Origin of the sequence: Microbacterium sp. SCN 69-37, assembly GCF_001724435.1 — a bacterium.
Classification (GTDB): Bacteria; Actinomycetota; Actinomycetes; order Actinomycetales; family Microbacteriaceae; genus Microbacterium; species Microbacterium laevaniformans.
In genome coordinates, this window is record NZ_MEEL01000016.1 from 1 (window position 1) to 18808 (window position 18808).

17 protein-coding genes and 3 pseudogenes are annotated in these 18808 nt (G+C 71.6%); 8 read left to right on the forward strand and 12 right to left on the reverse strand.

Features of this window, described 5'->3' with window-relative positions:
- Nucleotides 1-94 precede the first annotated feature (94 nt).
- Nucleotides 95-1069: an IS481 family transposase gene (locus ABS64_RS01360; RefSeq protein ID WP_292680263.1), complete on the reverse strand. Its 975-nt coding sequence runs from the start codon at nt 1067-1069 to the stop codon at nt 95-97.
- A 157-nt stretch (nt 1070-1226) separates the two neighbouring features.
- Between ABS64_RS01360 and ABS64_RS01365 the strand changes: the two genes are divergently transcribed.
- Both ABS64_RS01365 and ABS64_RS01370 read left to right on the forward strand, forming a co-directional pair.
- Nucleotides 1227-2573, forward strand: a complete 1347-nt coding sequence (locus tag ABS64_RS01365) for a deoxyribodipyrimidine photo-lyase (protein WP_292680265.1) — start codon at nt 1227-1229, stop codon at nt 2571-2573.
- 14 nt (nt 2574-2587) lie between these two features.
- Complete coding sequence (locus tag ABS64_RS01370) at nt 2588-3667, forward strand: LLM class flavin-dependent oxidoreductase (protein ID WP_292680492.1); 1080 nt, start codon at nt 2588-2590, stop codon at nt 3665-3667.
- 17 nt (nt 3668-3684) lie between these two features.
- On the opposite strand, the gene pheA is transcribed toward ABS64_RS01370, so the two are convergent.
- A complete protein-coding gene (gene pheA / locus ABS64_RS01375; RefSeq protein ID WP_005054570.1) occupies nt 3685-4668 on the reverse strand; it encodes a prephenate dehydratase in 984 nt (327 codons plus the stop codon).
- Between the two features lie 23 nt (nt 4669-4691).
- Between pheA and ABS64_RS01380 the strand changes: the two genes are divergently transcribed.
- The gene (locus tag ABS64_RS01380) at nt 4692-5327 is read left to right on the forward strand and encodes a hypothetical protein (protein ID WP_292680268.1); all 636 of its coding nucleotides are present in this window, start codon (nt 4692-4694) and stop codon (nt 5325-5327) included.
- 33 nt (nt 5328-5360) lie between these two features.
- Nucleotides 5361-7004, forward strand: a complete 1644-nt coding sequence (gene pgm, locus ABS64_RS01385) for a phosphoglucomutase (alpha-D-glucose-1,6-bisphosphate-dependent) (RefSeq protein ID WP_292680270.1) — start codon at nt 5361-5363, stop codon at nt 7002-7004.
- 78 nt (nt 7005-7082) lie between these two features.
- Here the strand turns inward: pgm and ABS64_RS01390 are convergent, their stop codons facing one another.
- The 3 genes from ABS64_RS01390 to ABS64_RS01400 form a co-directional block, all read right to left on the reverse strand.
- Nucleotides 7083-7304 carry a hypothetical protein gene (locus ABS64_RS01390; RefSeq protein ID WP_288121706.1) on the reverse strand — a complete coding sequence of 74 codons (222 nt, stop codon included), beginning with the start codon at nt 7302-7304 and terminating at the stop codon, nt 7083-7085.
- Nucleotides 7301-7543 carry a hypothetical protein gene (locus ABS64_RS01395; protein ID WP_036288982.1) on the reverse strand — a complete coding sequence of 81 codons (243 nt, stop codon included), beginning with the start codon at nt 7541-7543 and terminating at the stop codon, nt 7301-7303. Before ABS64_RS01395 ends, ABS64_RS01390 begins: the two co-directional genes overlap by 4 nt.
- A 79-nt stretch (nt 7544-7622) precedes the next feature.
- Nucleotides 7623-8720, reverse strand: coding sequence for a glycerate kinase (locus ABS64_RS01400; RefSeq protein ID WP_292680272.1), 1098 nt, complete (start codon nt 8718-8720; stop codon nt 7623-7625).
- Nucleotides 8721-8788: 68 nt separating this feature from the next.
- On the opposite strand from ABS64_RS01400, the gene galE reads away from it, so the two are divergent.
- Nucleotides 8789-9766: a UDP-glucose 4-epimerase GalE gene (galE, locus tag ABS64_RS01405; protein ID WP_292680273.1), complete on the forward strand. Its 978-nt coding sequence runs from the start codon at nt 8789-8791 to the stop codon at nt 9764-9766.
- A gap of 226 nt (nt 9767-9992) precedes the next feature.
- Here galE and ABS64_RS01410 read toward each other — a convergent pair.
- Nucleotides 9993-10319 (reverse strand): annotated as a pseudogene (locus ABS64_RS01410) (alpha-L-arabinofuranosidase C-terminal domain-containing protein); the annotation flags it as partial.
- 64 nt (nt 10320-10383) lie between these two features.
- A complete protein-coding gene (locus ABS64_RS01415; protein ID WP_292680275.1) occupies nt 10384-11394 on the reverse strand; it encodes a LacI family DNA-binding transcriptional regulator in 1011 nt (336 codons plus the stop codon).
- A gap of 55 nt (nt 11395-11449) precedes the next feature.
- On the opposite strand from ABS64_RS01415, the gene galT reads away from it, so the two are divergent.
- From galT to ABS64_RS01435, 3 genes and pseudogenes are all read left to right on the forward strand, one after another.
- Nucleotides 11450-12646: a galactose-1-phosphate uridylyltransferase gene (gene galT, locus ABS64_RS01420; RefSeq protein WP_288119710.1), complete on the forward strand. Its 1197-nt coding sequence runs from the start codon at nt 11450-11452 to the stop codon at nt 12644-12646.
- Nucleotides 12643-13842 carry a galactokinase gene (gene galK / locus ABS64_RS01425; RefSeq protein ID WP_292680277.1) on the forward strand — a complete coding sequence of 400 codons (1200 nt, stop codon included), beginning with the start codon at nt 12643-12645 and terminating at the stop codon, nt 13840-13842. Before galT ends, galK begins: the two co-directional genes overlap by 4 nt.
- A 61-nt stretch (nt 13843-13903) precedes the next feature.
- Nucleotides 13904-14479, forward strand: a pseudogene (locus ABS64_RS01435) (YdcF family protein); the annotation flags it as partial.
- On the opposite strand, the gene ABS64_RS01440 reads toward ABS64_RS01435, so the two are convergent.
- The 5 genes and pseudogenes from ABS64_RS01440 to ABS64_RS01460 form a co-directional block, all read right to left on the reverse strand.
- Nucleotides 14452-15246 (reverse strand): hypothetical protein, encoded by a 795-nt coding sequence (locus ABS64_RS01440; protein ID WP_292680279.1) that lies wholly within the window; start codon nt 15244-15246, stop codon nt 14452-14454. The pseudogene ABS64_RS01435 and the gene ABS64_RS01440 sit on opposite strands and share 28 nt — an antisense overlap.
- Nucleotides 15247-15316: 70 nt before the next feature.
- A pseudogene (locus ABS64_RS01445) lies at nt 15317-15841 on the reverse strand (carboxylesterase family protein); the annotation flags it as partial.
- A gap of 39 nt (nt 15842-15880) precedes the next feature.
- Nucleotides 15881-16774 (reverse strand): site-specific DNA-methyltransferase, encoded by an 894-nt coding sequence (locus tag ABS64_RS01450; protein WP_292680281.1) that lies wholly within the window; start codon nt 16772-16774, stop codon nt 15881-15883.
- Nucleotides 16771-17820: a biotin/lipoate A/B protein ligase family protein gene (locus ABS64_RS01455; protein ID WP_292680283.1), complete on the reverse strand. Its 1050-nt coding sequence runs from the start codon at nt 17818-17820 to the stop codon at nt 16771-16773. Before ABS64_RS01455 ends, ABS64_RS01450 begins: the two co-directional genes overlap by 4 nt.
- 63 nt (nt 17821-17883) lie before the next feature.
- On the reverse strand, nt 17884-18765 hold the full coding sequence (locus ABS64_RS01460; protein ID WP_292680284.1) for an alpha/beta fold hydrolase: 882 nt from the start codon (nt 18763-18765) through the stop codon (nt 17884-17886).
- Nucleotides 18766-18808 lie beyond the last annotated feature (43 nt).

The window sequence follows — 18808 nt, forward strand, 5'->3', positions numbered from 1 at the left end:
AATGCGATTCTTAGTCGTTTCACATCCCACCCGGAGGACCTCACCTACTCCCGAGCGACCCGCCGAACGTCACCAACCTCACGAGACACAACATCTAGTTGTACTGACCTCGACCGTTGTTGATGCGGTCGATGGGTGAGATGCCTCCGATGCCGAGGTGGCGCCTGTCTAGGTTGTAGTGGTCGAGCCAGGTCGTCAAGCCGGAGGCCCGGTCCTCGTTCGAGGTCCAGGGTCTCGCGTAGGCCCATTCGGTCGCGAGGGTCCGGTTCAGGCGTTCGACCTTCCCGTTGGTCCAGGGGCAGTGCGGTTTGATGAACCGGTGCGTGATGCGGTGCTGCTCGATCACCGCGCGGAACGCGGTCGAGTGGCGGTATGCGAACGCGTTGTCACTGATCACCCGCTCGACCTTCACTCCGAGGGTCGTGTAGAACGCGATCGCCCGCTCGAGAACACCGGCCGCGGTGGTGCCCTTCTCATCATCGTGGATCTCCGCGTAAGCGACCCGGGAGTGGTCGTCGATGACGGTGTGGACGTAGTCGTAACCCAGCCCTCGCTTGCGGGCGGGTCGTTCACCGCGGCCGTGGAGGCGCCACCCGCCGCCGGCGGGGATGCGGCCCAGCTTCTTCACATCGACGTGGATCAAGGACCCGGGATGGTCGTGCTCGTAGCGCCGTCCCGTCCGGCGGGTCGCGCGGATCACCGTCCCGGTGACCGGGTCCAGCTCCCGTAGCAGCGGGACGTGGTGGCGGCGCAGCACCCGCCCCACCGTCGAGGGCTGCAGGCCGAGCCGGCCCGCGATGAACACCGGACCGCGACGAGTGACGTGTCGCATGATCCGCACCCGCGTCTCCACGCATGCCGCCGTCCTACGCGGGTGCGAGTGGGCGACGCTGGAACGATCCTGCAGACCTGCGTGGCCGTGTTCCCGGAACCGACGCCACCACCGCCACGCAGTCGTGCGCGAGATCCCCATCTCCGCCGCGACGTGCGCGACCGCACGCCCCGACTCGATGCGCTGGACCATGATCAACCTGCCGGCCGGAGTCAGCCGGGCATTACCGTGGGACACGAGAGACCTCCGTGGACTCGAGGGAACCTAGACAGCTCCAACTCGACTACGGAGGTCTCTCCTACGTCAACAACGATCCGGGTCAGTACATCTAGCCCGCCGGACACCGCATACGCAAGGGCTCGCCGCAGCCCGACGCACCCGGCACGATGGAGCCATGCCGGCATCCCCGAGCCTCGTCTGGTTCCGCGACGACCTCCGCCTCGCGGACAATCCCGCGCTGCATGCGGGCGTCGATCGCGCCGAGCCCGTGATCGCGGTCTATGTGCTCGACGAGGAGTCGCCGGGCATGCGCCCCCTCGGCGGCGCCGCCCGGTGGTGGCTGCATCACTCCCTCACCGCGCTCGGCGAGCGCCTGCGCGAGAAGGGCACCCGCCTCGTCCTGCGCCGCGGCGCCGCATCCGAGGTCATCCCTTCACTCGCCCGCGAGGTCGGCGCCGGCGCGGTGTTCTGGAACCGGCGGTACAGCGCGCCCGAGCGCGAGGTGGATGCCGGGCTCAAGACGTCGCTGCGAGCGGGCGGCCTCGAGGTGAGCTCGTTCGCGGCGTCGCTGCTGTTCGAGCCATGGACCGTCCGCACCGGCGCGGGCACCCCCTACGGGGTGTTCACGCCGTTCTGGAAGGCGTGCCGGCAGCCGCCCGCTCCGCGCGAGCCCCTGCCGGAGCCGCGCGAGCTGCGCGGGGTGTCGAGCTACCCGGCATCCGACGACCTCGACGACTGGGGCCTCCTGCCGACGAGACCGGACTGGGCGGGCGGGCTGCGCGAACGCTGGACACCCGGCGAGCTGGCCGCGCGCCGCCGCCTGCGGGAGTTCCTCGCCGAGGATGTCGCCGACTACGACCGCGCCCGCGACGAACCCGCCGGAGGCGCGACCTCGATGCTGTCGCCGCGGCTGCGCTGGGGAGAACTCAGCCCCCACCAGGTCTGGCACGCCGCGGTGGCGTCGGGAGCCCACGTCGGAGGCTTCCTCTCCGAGGTCGGCTGGCGCGAGTTCGCCTGGCACACCCTTTTCCATGCCCCCGACCTCGCGGCGAAGAACCTGAAGTCCGCGTACGACGCCTTCCCCTGGCCCCGGCTCAAGCCCTCCCTGCTGCGGGCGTGGCAACGGGGCGAGACGGGCGTGCCCCTCGTGGATGCCGGGATGCGCGAGCTCTGGGTGTCGGGCTTCATGCACAACCGGGTGCGGATGGTGACGGCATCCTTCCTCATCAAGAACCTCCTCATCGACTGGCGCCGCGGCGAGGAGTGGTTCTGGGACACCCTCGTCGACGCGGATGCCGCGAGCAACCCCTTCAACTGGCAGTGGGTCGCCGGCTCGGGAGCCGATGCCGCCCCCTACTTCCGCATCTTCAACCCGGAGCTGCAGGCGAAGAAGTTCGACCCCGACGGACGGTACGTCCGCGAGTGGGCGCCGGATGCCGCGGACAGGGAGCCCCTCGTCGATCTGAAGGCATCGCGCGACGCCGCGCTGGCGGCCTACGAGGCCGTCAAGAACGCCCGGTGAATCCCGGCGGTGGAATGCGGCGGGCGGTCGCGGGGTTGTCTCCGTCGATGTCTCCCGCGCTCTCTGTTCTCGACCTCGTACCCGTCCGTACCGGCCAGACCAGCACGCAGGCGGTCGCCGCCTCGCTGGCTCTGGCACAGCGCGCCGATGATCTGGGCTACCGCCGCTACTGGTTCGCGGAGCACCACAACATGCCGGCTGTCGCGTCGACCACCCCGCCCGTGCTGATCGCCGCCGCCGCCGCACGCACGTCGCGCATCCGGGTCGGCTCCGGCGGCGTGATGCTTCCGAACCATGCGCCCCTCGTCGTCGCGGAGCAGTTCGCCGCCCTCGAAGCGATCGCTCCCGGCCGCATCGACCTGGGCCTCGGGCGGGCTCCGGGAAGCGACCCGGTCATCACCCAGCTGCTGCGCATGAGCGGCACCTCCAGCGACGTCGACCGCTTCCCCGATCACGTGCGCGACATCGGCGCGCTCATGTCGCCCGAGGGTGCGACGGTGCGCCTCACGGGCCGCGCCGGCGACGACGACCGCTACGGCATCCACGCGACGCCGGCGGCGACGGGCGCGCCCGAGGTGTGGCTGCTCGGATCGAGTGACTACTCGGCGCAGCTCGCGGCCGCATTCGGGCTGCCCTACGTGTTCGCCAATCACTTCTCCGGCGAGGGACTCGAACGGGCCCTCGATCTCTATCGCGGACAGTTCCAGCCGTCGGCGCACCTCGACGCACCCCGAACCTTCCTCACCGCCAACGCGGTCGTCGCCGCCACCACGGCCGAGGCCGAGGAGCGCATGCTGCCGCAGGCACGCATGATGGCGCGTCTGCGCGGCGGGCACCCGCTCACGGCTCTGGAGAGCGTCGAGCAGGCCGCGGCGGCGGAGGCGGAGGACCGTCTCGCCGGCCCTCTTCTCGACGCGCTGCGGCGGCGCTGGTTCGTCGGCACCGGCGACGACGCGCGCGGGGCGATTTCGGCCTTCGCCGATCGCCACGGCGTCGACGAGGTCATGGTCTCGCCCGTGTCGGGTGCGTACGACGAGGAGGCGATGGATGCCGCCGCCGGCCGTATCCAGACCCTCGAGCTGCTCGCGGCCTGAGGCGCGCGGCGGGAGGCTCAGGCCTCCGGTGCGCCGGAGATGAGCGCGCGCAGCCAGTCGCGGGCCTCGACGAACACCTCATCCGAATAGCGCTCCGGATAGTGCACGATCGCGCGGTCGGCACGCGGATAGGAGCCCAGATAGATCATCTTCGGGCTGAACCGCCGCAGGCCCAGCAGCGCGTCGGCCATGCGCTCGTCCTGGATGTGCCCGTCCGCGTCGATGACGAACCGGTAGCGCCCCAGGGCGTCGCCGATCGGTCGCGAGGCGAGCAGCGACAGGTTGATCCCGCGCGTGGCGAACTGCTCGAGCATCTCCATCAATGCGCCCGGGTACTCCTCGGGCAGCTCGACGATCAGCGAGGTCTTGTCGGCGCCGGTCGGCGCGGGCGGCGCGACGGTGCGCCCCACCAGCACGAAGCGGGTGACGGCATTGGCATTGTCGCCGATCTCCTCGGCGAGCAGCTGAAGGTCGTGGTGTTCGAGGATCGCGGGCGGCGCCACCGCGGCATCCGCGTCGCTCACACCCTCCAGCATGTCCACGGCCGAGGCGACATTGCTCGACGCCGGCAGGTGCGCATGGTCGGGCAGATGCGCCGACAGCCACCGCAGGCACTGCGCGTAGGCGACCGGGTGCGCGGCCACGAGGGTGACGTCTTCGATGCGGGTTCCCGGGCGGGCGACGAGCACGAAGTTCACGCGGACCAGATACTCACCGATGATTCTCAGCCCGGGCATCGTGGCCAGCGCATCCTGCGCCGTGGACACTCCGCCGTCGACCGAATTCTCGATCGCGATCATCGCGGCATCCGACCGGCCCTCGACGACATCGGCGAGCGCTTCGGCGACATTGCGCACCGGACGCCAGATCTGATCGCGCGCTTCGGGCACCTGCGCCAGCGCCGCTTCGGTGAAGGTTCCGGCCGGTCCGAGATAGCTGTAGGTACGGCGCGCGGGCACGGATGCCGCAGACGCCCCGGTCGGCGAAGGCGCGGAAGTCACGGGTGACAGCCTACGCTGAAGGGGTGATCCGCCGATTCTCCCCCCTCGCCGTCGTCACCGCCTCCGTCCTCGCGCTCGGGTTGAGCGCATGCGCCCCCGTCGAGGAGAAGCCGGCGACCCAGCCCACGCCGACCGGTTCTGCGAGCGCAACCCCGACGCCGACGCCCACTCCGACAGCGACGCCCTCGCCGTCGCCCACGGCCGACCTCGCCTGCCTCGTCGGCGCGTGGCACATGGGCCAGGACCAGGTCACCGCGTTCTACAACGACGTGAACTCGCTCATGGCGGGATCCGGTGCGAAGTTCACTCCCGTCGGCACCGCGGATCTCATCCTCCGCAAGGACGGGACCTACACGTGGACCCCGGCCGAGCAGGTCACCGCGAACGTGTCGGGAACGACCATCCTCATCAACTTCAAGGGCTCGATCACGGGAACCTACACGGTCACCGGCAACGGGATCGGCAGCCAGACCCAGGACACGTCGGGCTTGGAGATCGTCGCGACGATCGACGGCAAGGGCACGGATGCCGGCGCCATCAGCCAGCAGATCTCGGTCGCGCCGATCAGCGACGCGAAGTACGGGTGCAAGCCCGACACGCTCACGCTCATCAACAAGCTGTCCGACAGCACGGCGACATCGGTCCTGCACCGAGAGTGAGCACGGGCGCCGCGGCAGTGACAGACTGTGGACATGAGCCGCGCAGGACAGCCAGCCGAAGCCTCCGACCTCGTCGACATCGATGAGCTCATCGCCGCCTACTACGACCTCAAGCCCGATCCGGCCGTCGCCGAACAGCGTGTCGCCTTCGGCACGAGCGGCCACCGCGGCTCGTCGCTGAGCACGAGCTTCAACGAGGACCACATCCTCGCGACCACCCAGGCGATCGTCGACTACCGCACGGCGCAGGGCATCAGCGGTCCGCTCTTCCTCGGTCGCGACACGCACGGCCTGTCGCTTCCGGCAGAGCGGACGGCGGTGGAGGTCCTGGTCGCCAACGGTGTGGACGTCCGTACCGACTCCCGCGATTCGTGGGTGCCGACACCGGCCCTCAGCCACGCCATCCTCACCTACAACCGCGATCTGGCCGCCGACGACCCCGCTCGCGCCGACGGCATCGTGGTCACCCCCTCGCACAACCCGCCGCGAGACGGGGGCTTCAAGTACAACCCGCCCCACGGCGGCCCGGCCGACACCGATGCCACCGGCTGGATCGCCGACCGCGCCAATGCCCTCATCGCCGCCGGCCTCGAGGGCGTGCGGCGCACGCCCTTCAAGGACATCGACGCCGACACCCTCGGTTCGTACGACTTCCGTGAAGGCTATGTCGCCGACCTCGGCAGCATCATCGACGTCGCCGCCATCGCGAAGGCGGGCGTGCGCATCGGCGCGGACCCCCTGGGCGGCGCCTCGGTCGAGTACTGGCAGCTGATCGGCGAGCGCTACGGGCTCGATCTCACCGTCGTGAACCCCGAGGTCGACCCGACGTGGCGCTTCATGACACTGGACTGGGACGAGAAGATCCGCATGGACCCGTCGTCGCCGTCCGCGATGGCCGCTCTCGTGGCGCGACGCCATGAGTACGACATCCTCACAGGCAACGACGCCGACGCCGACCGCCACGGCATCGTGACGCCGGATGCCGGGCTGATGAACCCCAACCACTACCTGGCAGTGGCGATCGACTACCTGTACGCGCACCGCCCACAGTGGGCGGCCGACGCCGCCGTCGGCAAGACCCTCGTCTCGTCGATGATCATCGACCGGGTCGCCGAGGCGCTCGGTCGGCGCCTGCTCGAAGTGCCGGTCGGGTTCAAGTGGTTCGTTCCCGGCCTTCTCGACGGGTCGGTCGCGTTCGGCGGCGAGGAGTCGGCGGGAGCCTCCTTCCTGCGTTTCGATGGCTCGGTGTGGACGACCGACAAGGACGGCATCCTCCTGTGCCTTCTCGCCGCGGAGATCCTCGCGGTCACCGGCAAGACGCCGTCGCAGCGCTATGCCGAGCTGGAGGCCCAGTTCGGCGCCTCCGCCTATCAGCGCGTGGACGCCCCGGCGACGCCGGCGCAGAAGTCCGCCCTGTCCAAGCTCGCCCCGGAGGCGGTCACCGCGACCGAGCTCGCCGGCGAGCCGATCACCGCGAAACTGTCGCACGCGCCCGGCAACGGCGCCGCGATCGGTGGCCTCAAGGTGCAGACCGCACACGCCTGGTTCGCCGCACGCCCCTCCGGCACGGAGGACGTCTACAAGCTGTACGCCGAGTCGCTGCGCGGCGAGGAACACCTGCGCGACGTGCAGGCCGAAGCCCGCGCCGTCGTCGCGGCGGCGCTGGGCGACGCGTGACACGCACCGATCGCTGACCGCACGAACGGAAGCGGCCCCGGCCCCTCACAGAGAGGGTCCGGGGCCGCTTCCGCTCACTCAGCCTCGCGCGGGACGCCGACGCAGGACCAGCGCCGCGCCGGCGAGGACCAGGAGCATGGCGATGGCCAGAGCCACACCGAACGGGGCCGTGGCGCCGGACGTCGCCAGCGCCGTCGGCGCTGCCGTCACCGTGACCGCGTACCACCCGATCACCGCTCCGGAGGCGTCGGTCACCGCGAGGCGGTGCGCGCCCGCCGGAGCATCCGTCGGAACGGTCACGGCGATCGTTCCCGCTGCCGAGACGGTTGCGGTGCCGAGGGCTCGCGGCGTCGAGAACAGCCGCCGATGTTGTAGCGGGCGATGTTGAGGTTGAGCTCCTTCTCGCCGAACACCTTGTCGAGGAGGTCCTGACGTACCTCCTCCGGATAGCCGCCGGCGGCGTTCGCGAACCAGACCAGGCTCGTCCCCCAACCCTTGAAGGGCTCGGAGGCGTAGGCGGGGTTGGGGGTGATCGTCACAACGGGGGGGCGCAGATGCCGCTGCCGTCGCGATGTTGACGTCAACACGCGACGTGCGCGGCGCCGCGGCGCCCACTCCTCACGCCACGCCCGCGACCCCCGCTGCGAGCTGCGCCCCGGCGGCGCGCAGCCACCGGGCGGGATCGGCGAGCGCGGCGTCCGCCGACCCGGCAAGGTCGGTGAGCGCGATCGCCGCGCAGAACGCGGTCGCATCCGCCGCGGGGGCGATCCGTCCGGCGACGAGAGCCGTCGGCACTCCGGCCGCACCGGCCGCCGCGGCGACCACGGAGGGGGCCTTTCCCGCGGCGGACTGATCGTCGTAGGCCCCCTCACCCGTGACGACGAGATCGGCGGTCGCGGCGGCATCCGCGAGTCCGACGAGGCGGGCGATCTCCTCGGCGCCGGAGACGAGTCGCGCACCCCAGGTCAGCAGGGCGAAGCCGGTGCCTCCCGCCGCGCCCGCGCCCGCCACCATCGGATCGAGCGGGAACAGCGACGCGGCGTGCGCGAGGCCCGCCTCTGCGCGCGCGATGTCGTCGATGCCCTTCTGCGGTCCGAAGACCGCGGCCGCACCCGAGGGGCCGAGCAGCGGGGTGGTCACATCGGAGAGCACGACGATGCCGCCGACAGGAGGATGTCGCAGCGCAGCGGTGTCGACGTGGGCGATCGCCGCCAGCCCGCCGGCGCCGTCGGGCACCGCGGCTCCGGCGCCGTCGACGAACCCGGCACCGAGCGCCGAGAGCATACCGACGCCGAGATCGGTGGACGCGCTCGATCCGATGCCGAGGACGAGGCGCTCCACACCGTGCTCGAGCGCGGCGGCGATCGCCTCGCCGAACCCGCGCGTCGACGCGTCCCAGGGACGCAACCGGCCACCGAGCAGTTCGATCCCGCTCGTCGCCGCGAGCTCGACGACCGCGGTACTGTCCGGCAGCAGCAGCCATGCGGTGTCAACGGGCGTTCCCGCGGGCCCGGTGACCGTGAGCGGCATCCGCGTCGCGCCCGGGACGGCAGCGGCGAACGCGTCCAACGTCCCCTCTCCCCCGTCGGCCATCGGCCGCAGCACCACCTCGTCGGCCGGTCGCACCGACCGCCACCCGTCGCGCAGTGCGGCGGCGACCGCGACGGCGGGGATCGAGCCCTTGAAGCTGTCGGGGGCGAGGACGACGCGGGTCATGGGCGCGATGCTACGCGTTCACCGGCCCGCGGCATCGGTCACCGGCTCGCATCGGGCAGGATGGACACATGACGTGGCTTGTGACCGGCGGAGCGGGATACATCGGTGCGCACGTGGTGCGCGCCCTGCAGGCGGCGGGCATCGCCCCGGTCGTCGTGGACGACCTTTCGAGCGGCCACGCGTCGTTCGTGCCCAAGGGCGTGCCGTTCGTGGAGGGCACGATCCTGCATCGCGCGCTGTTGGTCGACACGATGCGCGAACACGGCGTCACGGGCGTGATCCACGTCGCCGGATTCAAGTACGCCGGCGTCTCGGTGCAGCGCCCGCTGCACACCTACGAGCAGAACGTCGAGGGCACCCGCGTCGTGCTGGCGGCCATGGCGGATGCCGGTGTGCACAACATCGTCTTCTCCTCCTCAGCCGCGGTCTATGGCACCCCCGACGTGCCCCTGGTGACCGAGGACCTGCCCAAGCGCCCCGCGTCGCCCTACGGCGAGTCGAAGCTCATCGGCGAATGGCTGCTGCGCGATCAGGGCGTGGCGACGGCATCCGACGAGCAGCCCCTCCGCCACACGTCGCTGCGCTACTTCAACGTGGTCGGCTCGGCCGACCCGTCGGTGTACGACACGAGCCCCCACAACCTCTTCCCGATCGTGTTCGAGAAGCTGCTCGCCGGCGAGACCCCGCAGATCAACGGCGACGACTACGACACCCCCGACGGCACCAACGTGCGCGACTACGTGCACGTCGGCGACATCGCGGCCGCGCACGTCGTCGCGGCGCAGCGACTCGAGGCGGGTGAGCCCATCGAGGCCGCGTACAACCTGGGGTCGCAGAACGGCCTGAGCGTGCGCGAGATCATGGATGCCATGGCCCGCGTGACCGGCACCGACTTCACGCCGAGGATCGGTCCGCGCCGCCCGGGCGACCCCGACCGCATCGTCGCCACCGGGGAGCTGGCCGCCCGCGACCTGGACTGGACCAACCGCTACACCGTCGACGAGATGGTGCGCACCGGCTGGGAGGCGCGCCGCAACGCGCGCTGATCCCGGCGCGGCGCTGCGTTTCGACTCTGCGTTTCGACTCGCTGCGCTCGCTCAACGAACGGCGCTCGCTCAACGAACGCGGGAAGCGGTGCTTTCCGGTCGTTGAGCGAGGAGCGCAGCGACGAGTCGAAACGCCGTCTCCGGCGGTCAGGCGGATGACCGCCCACGAGACGGCCGGCAGTGACACGCGCAGCTCGTCGCCCTGACGGATGACCTCCAGCGACTGCGGCCTCACCCGGTAATCGGCATCGGTGATCATCCACGACTCGACGGCGGCGAGGGATGCCGCGTCGAGTTCGCGCAGATCGATCACGAGCTCCGCGGCATCCGACACCGAGCGGTTCACGAGGAACACGCTCGTGCCGGCGTCGTCGGTCGTGACGACCGCGTTGACGGCGGAGACGTCGCCGAAGCGCGCGCTCTGCACGCGCGGCGCGCCGTCGATCTCGACCCGCCGCGCGGTGCCGCGGCCGAGGCGGGACGTGAGCGAGAAGGGGTAGAAGGTCGTCTGGCGCCACGCGGGACCGCCGGGCTCCGGCCGCCGGTGCTGCAACCCCAGGCCGCGGCGCTGATCGACGCCGTCGCCGTCGACTGACCTCGCGAACGTCGCCCCGCGATCAGACCGGCGCGGGGCCTGTGCTGTCGCGCACGATGAGGGGAGCCGGCATGACGGCGCGGGTCGCCCCGGTCGCCGACGTGGACTCGAGGTCGTCGCCCTCGTCGAGAAGAGCGGCGACGGCCTGGGCGCCGAGCCGGTCGAAGTGCTGGCGCACCGTCGTGAGAGGAGGCCGGTAGTTGGCCGCGTCGTCGACGTCGTCGAAGCCGACGACGCTGACGTCTTCGGGCACCCGCACACCATGCTCGGCGAGGGCGCGCAGCGCCCCGAGGGCCATCTGGTCGTTGGCGACGAACAGGGCGGTGCCGACGGCGCCGTCGCCGATGAGCGTCTGGGCTGCCTCGTAGCCGGATGCCGAGGTCCAGGAACCGCGCACGAGCGCGCCGACGGGACGCCCCGCCGCCTCGAGGGTGTCGCGCCATCCGCGCTCGCGCTCGGCGGCCGCGTACGAGGTCGTCGGCCCGGCGATGTGCGCGACCGTGGCGTGCCCGAGTGCGAGCAGGTGCGCGGTCGCGCCGGCCGCTCCCCCGGCATGATCGGTCTCCACGCCGGCGAACCGGTCGTCGGGCGGCGAGTCGACGACGACGAGTCGAAGAGCGGTCGGCAGATCCGCCGAGCGGACGAGAGCGGAGGCTTCGTTGATGACGACCACGCCGTCGACTCCCTGCTCGTTGAGCCGCTGGAGCGCTTCGGCGGCGTCTCCGGAGCCGAGGGTGACCACCGCGACGTCGTGCTCGCGTTCGGCGGCGGCATCGGTCACCGCCTCGAGCATGAGCGAGTTTCCGACAGTCGCGAGCGTGGAGACGACGACGCCGATCGTGCCGGACCTCCCCGTGCGCAGGGCCCGGGCGGCGCGGTGGATGCGGTAGCCGCTGCGTGCCATCGCCTCCTCGACGCGGGCGCGGGTGGCGGGGTCGACCCGCGGGCTGGCGTTGACGACACGAGAGACGGTCTGCGCCGACACCCCCGCGATCCGTGCGACATCCGCCATCGACGCGCGTTTGTGTGCCATCCCGACCTCCGTGTTGACGATAGCACGCACATAGCCGTATCGTGTTATCGTGAACATGCCGGAGCCGCCTCCTCACCTCGCCCCCGCGACACCGCCGACGGCCCCCGCGACGCCGCTCGGCGCGGGCGTCGTCAAGCGCCCCACCCGCCTCGCCGACGGGCGCGACCTCATCTACTTCGACGACCCCGACACGACCCTCGGCCCCGATCGCGCCCTCGACACGCGCAGCCTCGACCCCCGCCCGGCGACGGCGACCATGCGCCAGGACATCCTCACGGGAGACTGGATCTCCGTCGCCGCCGCCCGACAGAACCGCGCCTTCCTGCCGCCCGCCGAACTCGATCCGCTCGCCCCGCAGACCCCGACCAACCCGTCCGAGATCCCCTCGCACTACGACGTCGCCGTCTTCGAGAACCGCTCGCCCTCCTTCGGTCCGGCACTGTCCGAGGCGACCGGAGACGCCCCCGCGGCATCCGATCCCCCGCGCGGGCTCGACGACCTCGCGCACCTGGGCCTCGGTCGCACCCGCACCAGCGTCGGCCGCTGCGAGGTCGTGTGCTTCTCACCGGCGCGCAGCGGCTCGTTCGGCACGCAGACGCCGACACGCGCACGCACGGTGATCGAGGCGTGGGCCGACCGCACGGCGGCCCTGTCGGCGCTGCCCGGCGTGCAGCAGGTGTTCCCGTTCGAGAACCGCGGCGAGGCGATCGGTGTCACGCTGCAGCACCCCCACGGCCAGATCTACTCGTATCCGTACATCACCGCGCGCACGACCCGACTCCTCGACGCGATCGACCGGACGGCACCGGACCTCTTCGCTCGTATCCTCGCGTTCGAGCAGGCAGGCCCCCGCGTGCTGCTGCGGGGCGAGCACTGGACCGCCTTCGTGCCGTTCGCCGCGCGCTGGCCGATCGAGGTGCACCTGCTCCCCCACCGTCACGTGCCGGACTTCGCCGCCCTCGACGACGCCGAGCGCGACGAACTCGCACCGATCTATCTGCGGCTGCTGCGCGGCATCGACGCCCTCTACGGCGACCCGACCCCCTACATCGCCGCCTGGCATCAGGCACCCGTCCACGTCGGTCGCGACACGGTGCGCCTGAACCTGCAGATCACGAGCCCGCGTCGCGCCGCCGACAAGCTCAAGTTCCTCGCCGGATCCGAAGCGGCCATGGGCGCCTGGATCGGCGACGTCCCCCCCGAGACCGCCGCCGATCGGCTGCGATCCGCCATCGAAGGAGTCCAGCTGTGACGACCACGGCCACACCACGCACCGACGCGCACGACCTGTTCGGCGAGCTCACCGGCGCAGAGCCCGCGGGATACTGGTCGGCTCCGGGACGGGTGAACCTGATCGGCGAGCACACGGACTACAACGACGGCTTCGTCTTCCCCTTCGCGATCGACGGCCGCACGATCGCGGCGCTGGGCACGCGCGGCGACGGGCGCATCCGCGTCGTGTCGACGTTCGATCCGGTGCCGGTGGAGGTCGCCCTCGCCGACCTCGACGCGCTGTTCCCCGCCCGCCGCGACGAGATCGTCGAGTGGGCGCGCTATCCGCTCGGGGTGGCGTGGGCGCTGCGGGATGCCGCGCGTGCCGCCGGCCGCGACGCCGACGCCCTCACCGGGGTCGACATCGCTCTGGCCTCCGACGTCCCCGTCGGCGCAGGGCTTTCGTCATCGGCGGCGATCGAGGGCGCCACGGCATCCGCTCTCAACGACGTGTGGCAGCTCTCCCTCTCGCCGGTGGATCTCGCCCAGGCCGGTCGCCGCGCCGAGAACCTGGCGGTGGGAGCCCCCACCGGGATCATGGACCAGATGGCGTCGATGCTCGGCCGCGCCGACGCCGGCATCTTCCTCGACTGCCGGTCGCTGGAGGCCGATGTCGTGCCGCTCGGGTTCGCCGACGCCGGTCTGGAGGTGCTCGTCATCGACACCCGCGTGAGCCACGCGCACTCCACCGGCGGCTACGGCGAGCGCCGCGAGGCCTGCGAACGCGGAGCCGAGATCATGGGCGTCGCGGCCCTGCGCGACCTCGTGCCGGCCGACCTGGACCGCGCCCGTGCGCTGATGGACGACGTGACCTTTCGGCGCGTCCGCCACGTCGTCACGGAGGACCAGCGTGTGCTCGACGCCGTGCGCCTGCTGCGCGCGGAGGGACCGCGGGCGATCGGCGCGCTTCTCGACGCGTCGCACGCGTCGATGCGCGACGACTTCGAGATCTCCACGCCCGAGCTCGACCTGGCCGTGGAGACCGCGCGCGCAGCAGGGGCCGTCGGCGCCCGCATGACCGGCGGCGGCTTCGGCGGCGCCGCGATCGCGCTCATCGACCGCGAACTGGTCGATGAGGCGACCGCCCGTGTCGCCGCGGCATTCGCCGCCGCGGGCTTCGGCGCTGCGCACGTGTTCACCGTGCATCCCTCGGACGGCGCGCGCCGGGACGGGTAGCGTCGAGGGCGGGAGGTCGATCCGCGGCATCCCGGAAGGAGCACTCGTGGCCTCGCTCACCTACGTCGAGATCGACGGCGCCCCGCACGGGCTGTTGCGCACCCACGGCGCCGAGGTGAACGAGGCGCTGCTCGCCTTCCTGAGGCGGACGCGCATCGCGGTGCGCTCGGCACCGCCCGACGCACTCTTCGTCTTCTCCGGCGGCACCGTACGCGGAACCGAACCGGAGGCGGCGGTGATGGCGCGTCACGCGACTGTTCGTCTGGGCGTGCCGCCGGATGCCGTCGCCATCGAGTCGGCGGCCGAGAGCACACGGGAGAACCTGTCGTTCAGCCTGCCGTGGCTGCGGGAGGCCCGCACCATCCGCATCGCCTCGAACACGGCGCACGCCCACCGCGCCCGCGGCTACCTGCGCGAGCTCGATCCGCACCTGTGGGCGCGTCTTCGCCGCACCCGCGACTTCCGCCCGCTCGAGCTCGGCCCCCTGCGACTCGCGCTCACCTTCTACGATTTCGTCGCGGCGCGCTCGGCCGGCCGCGCCGCCGCCATGGCCGCCGCGAACCGAGCGGTCATCGGCGTGCGCGCCGGCGAGGACGCCGTCTCGGGTGCTCAGCGCAGCGGCGCCACCGAGGCGTAGGCGCCGACCCGCTCCGAGACCGGTACGTCGTAGATCCGCGCCGCCTGCGCCGCACTCCACCGGGTCCATCCGGGATCGCCGCCGGCGACGAACGCGACCGCGTCGGCGTGCACCGCGTCGGCGAGCTGCGGGGGCGGCGCATCGCCCGCCAGCGGCGCGATGCCCTCGGCATCCAGACAGTCGAAGAAGAAGGGCACGTCGAGGCAGTGCTCCGCGAATCCGAAGCGCCCCGACGGCCACGAGAATCGGTACATCCAGGTGGGCGCCGCACCGCGCGCATCCGCGAGCTGCACGTTCTTCTCTCGGAACATGCGGTCGGTGAGATAGCGACCGGCGACGCGCGCCGTCCCGTGCGCGGCGACGTCGCGGTTGGCCGCGAGGTAGGCGCGGCGCCGTCGTCGTTCCAGCCCGAGACGACCGAGGACGATGCTCCGGGGCACCCAGCGCATCGCCCGGGCCGCGCGCGCGAAGATCATCGTGAACTCGTCGTCGGTCGTGCCCAGCACGAGCGGCTTGTCCGCTCCCACGCCAGCCGCGAACGACGCGCCGGTCGCGCGCGGCAGCAGCTCGCCGTCGATCTCGGGACCGAGGGCGAGCCCGACAGCGAGCATCTGCGCCGCCGCCTTCGGATCGATCGCGGTCGCCTGCTTCTGCAGCGCGAGCAGGCGTTCCTCGGGGATCGATGCGAACCCGTGGCGGTCGGCGGAGACCCCGGCTGCGGCGGCGATCGCGGCGATGTGGAGCCCGAGCGCGCTCGGGCTCCACATCGCCGAGAGCGGCAGACAGCGACCACACCCGGTGGAACAGGTGTTGTGCCGACGGCATCCCGAGGAGGGTCAGCACCGCACCGCCTCCGGCCGACTGGCCGGCGATCGTCACGCGGGCCGGATCGCCCCCGAAGGCGGCGATGTTCTCCTGTACCCACTCCAGCGCCGCGAGCCAGTCGCGGACGCCGCGGTTGGACGGCGCACCGTCGATGTGACCGAAACCGTCCACGCCGAGGCGGTACGAGGTGGTCACGGTCACGGCGCCGTCGCGCGCGAAAGCACGTCCGTCGTACCAGGGGCTGGCGGGCGAGCCGGAGAAGAAGCCTCCGCCGTGGATCCACACGAGCACCGGAAGCCCGGCGGCTCCCGGGTCGGGCGTGACGACATTGACGTTGAGCGTGCCGTCGCCGGGGATGCTGGGCTCGGGATGAGGGTGATCCCGGGGTCACCGCGTTGCGCCGTGGCGCCGCTCTCCCACCGGCGGCTCCGCGAACGGGATGCCGAGGAACGCGGCCGAACGGCTCCCGTCCGCCGCCGTCCGCCAGCGACCGCGCACACGTCCGGCGGTGATCAGGATCTCGGGATCGCTCTGCACGGTCGGATCATGGCACGGCCCGATCGGGGCCGGAGTCGATCACGGCACGGGCGGTCGCGGCTCGGCCGTCACGATGCGCGCATGCGGCATGCGGCGGCGCATCACCGCGATGGCCTCGGGGTTGTCGTCGACGAGCACGGCGTCGCGCCCCAGCGCGCTGCACACCGCCCCCGTGGTGCCGCTGCCGGCGAAAAGATCGAGCACGCGATCGCCGGGTCGGCTGGACGCCTGGACGATCCGACGAAGGATACCTTCGGGCTTCTGCGTGGGGTAGCCCGTCTTCTCGCGGCCGCTGGTCGGCACGATCGTGTGCCACCACACGTCGGTCGGGAGTTTGCCCCGGGCCGCCTTCTCGGCCGTGACGAGCCCGGGGGCCATGTAGGGCTCTCGGTCGACGGCATCCGAATCGAACCAGTACCCGCGTGGATCCTTCACGTAGACCAGTATCGTGTCGTGCTTCGTGGGCCACCGGCGGCGGCTCTTGGCGCCGTAGTCGTAGGCCCAGATCAGCTCGTTGAGGAAGCACTCGCGCCCGAAGAGTGCATCGAGCAGCACCTTCGCGTAGTGGGCTTCGCGATAGTCGAGATGCACGTAGAGGGTGCCGTCGGCGGCGAGCAGTCGCCACGCCTCCCGCAGGCGCGGCTCCAGGAACTCCCAGTAGTCGTCGAAACGGTCGTCGTAGCGGCGCAGATCGCCGCGCAGGCGCGCGTAGCTCGTGCCGCGAAAGCCGGTCTTGACCTCGCCGCGCACGCCCCCGCGGTCGGCGGACTCGATCGCCTTGCCCTGGAGGCGTCCCGTGTTGAACGGCGGATCGAGGTAGATCAGGGTGAACGCGGCATCCGGGAGTGCGCGCGCGACCGCGAGGTTGTCGCCGTGGTGGATCTCGACGGCGCCGGGAACGTCGACGGTGCCGGATGCCGGTGCGTGGGTCACGGAACGCGGTGCAGCCAGGCGTCGGTGGAGAACTTCTCCTCGACGAGCGCCTCGGCCTCGGCATATTCCTCTTCGGTGATATAACCGGGCTCGGCGCCATAGAGCGTGGAGAACGTCTGCATGAACCGCTCGATGATCGCCTCGCGCGGCAGTCCCGTCTGGCTCCGCAGCGGGTCGACGCGCTTGGCCGCAGAGACGGTGCCCTTGTCGCTGAGCTTCTCGCGGCCGATGCGCAGAACCTCGGTCATCACCTGACCGTCCATGTCGTAGGACAGCGTCGCGTGATGCAGCACGCCGCCGTTCGCGAGCCGCTTCTGCGCGGCGCCGCCGATCTTTCCGGCCGGCGAGGCGATGTCGTTGAGCGGCTGGTACACGGCATCCACGCCGAGCGAGCGCAGCGCCTGCAGGGCCCAGTCGTCGAGGAACGCGTAGGAGTCCGCGAAGGTGAGGCCGGCGACGAGCGCGGCGGGCACGTAGAGCGAGTAGGTGACGATCGAGCCCGCCGCCATCAGCATGGCGCCACCGCCGGAGATGCGCCGCACGACGTCGAATCCGTGCCGCGCCGCGCCCTCGGGGTCGACCTCGTTGCGGTACGACTGGAACGAGCCGATTACGACGGCCGACTCGTTCCACTCCCAGATACGCAGGGTCGGCTTGCGTCGACCATCGCCCACCCGCGTCGTGAGCACCTCGTCGAGCGCGAGGTTCATGGCGGGCGAGACCGCCTTCTCGTGCACGACCTCCCACTCGAAGTCGCGCCAACCGGGAGCGGTCACGAGCGCCCGGCGCACGGCCGTGCCGACCGACTCGGGCGTGAACCCGAGCAGCTGCGCGCCGTCGGGCAGCGCCCCGCGGACGGCGGCCGCGATGCCCGCGGCATCCGTTTCCACGGGAAGCCCGGTGACGGCGGCGTCGATGTCGGCCAACGCGTCGTCGGGCTCGAGGAAGAAGTCCCCCGCGAGGTGGAAATCGGCGATGCGCCCGTTATCGACCTCGAGGTCGACGACGACGAGCTTGCCGCCCGGAACCTTGTACTCCCCGTGCATGACTCCAGCGTACGAGGTCGAGGCAGCCCTCCGGCGCACCGTCGGCGCGACGCGATCCGGCCGTCACACCGCGTGCAGGAGGTGCCGGTCGATCCACGCGATCAGATCGGCGATCACGGCCTCGCGCGTCACGTCGTTGAACACCTCGTGGCGGATGTCGGGGTAGATCAGCGTCGTGACGTCGGTGAGGCCGGAGCGGCGCCGGTACGCCTCGGCGAGACGGTGGATGCTGCGCGGGCCCCCGACGGTGTCGTCGCGCCCGATCATCAGCAACAGCGGCACGTCGCGGGGAAGGTCCTTCGCGGGCTTTCCGATCAGCCGCAGCGTGTCGAGCGGCCCGAAGAGCTTCGCGAGCGGCTCCGAGGTCGTCAGCGGGTCGTCGAGGAACGCGCGGCCGACCGCGAGGTCGGAGGACAGCCACTCCGATCCCATCGCATCGGGCGCCTTCCACGGCGCGTTGAGGTCACCCGAGTTCAGGGCTCCGGGCCAGCGCAGGGCCGAGCCGGTGAGGACGACGGCGTCGTAGTCCCGCGGATGCCGGTCGAGCAGCATCTGCGCGAGGAACGAGCCCCACGAGTGCCCGACGAGGATGAGGGGCAGCCCGGGGTGGTCGGCGCGGATGATGCTGCTCAACTGAGCGCAGGCCGCGACGGCGGCCCGAAGCCCACCGGGGCCGAGTCGACCCAGCCGGCGCACGTCGCCTCCGTGCTGCTCCAGGCCGGTGCGCCCGTGCCCGCGGTGATCGTCGGCGTAGACGAGATAGCCGGCGGCCGTGAGCGCCTCGGCGACGTGGGCGTAGCGGCCCGCGTGCTCCCCGACGCCGTGGAGGATCTGCACGACGCCGCGGACGCGGGCGGCGTCGCCGCCCGGCTCGTAGACGTCGTAGATGGTGCGGATGCCGTGAGGATCGATGAAGGAACGTTCCTCGCGCTGCGCCGCTGCCATGGCCCGAGTCTAGGACCGGCGGTTGGCAGCCGGAAAATTGCTA

Excerpts from the sequence above, each read along its gene's own strand:
- ABS64_RS01415 (WP_292680275.1), bottom strand. The coding sequence starts at position 11,394 with ATGGCACACAAACGCGCGTCGATGGCGGATGTCGCACGGATCGCGGGG.
- pgm (WP_292680270.1), top strand. The coding sequence starts at position 5,361 with ATGAGCCGCGCAGGACAGCCAGCCGAAGCCTCCGACCTCGTCGACATC.
- ABS64_RS01440 (WP_292680279.1), bottom strand. The coding sequence starts at position 15,246 with ATGTGGAGCCCGAGCGCGCTCGGGCTCCACATCGCCGCGATCGCCGCC.
- ABS64_RS01365 (WP_292680265.1), top strand. The coding sequence starts at position 1,227 with ATGCCGGCATCCCCGAGCCTCGTCTGGTTCCGCGACGACCTCCGCCTC.
- ABS64_RS01460 (WP_292680284.1), bottom strand. The coding sequence starts at position 18,765 with ATGGCAGCGGCGCAGCGCGAGGAACGTTCCTTCATCGATCCTCACGGC.
- ABS64_RS01455 (WP_292680283.1), bottom strand. The coding sequence starts at position 17,820 with ATGCACGGGGAGTACAAGGTTCCGGGCGGCAAGCTCGTCGTCGTCGAC.
- ABS64_RS01400 (WP_292680272.1), bottom strand. The coding sequence starts at position 8,720 with ATGACCCGCGTCGTCCTCGCCCCCGACAGCTTCAAGGGCTCGATCCCC.
- galE (WP_292680273.1), top strand. The coding sequence starts at position 8,789 with ATGACGTGGCTTGTGACCGGCGGAGCGGGATACATCGGTGCGCACGTG.
- ABS64_RS01370 (WP_292680492.1), top strand. The coding sequence starts at position 2,588 with ATGCGGCGGGCGGTCGCGGGGTTGTCTCCGTCGATGTCTCCCGCGCTC.
- galT (WP_288119710.1), top strand. The coding sequence starts at position 11,450 with ATGCCGGAGCCGCCTCCTCACCTCGCCCCCGCGACACCGCCGACGGCC.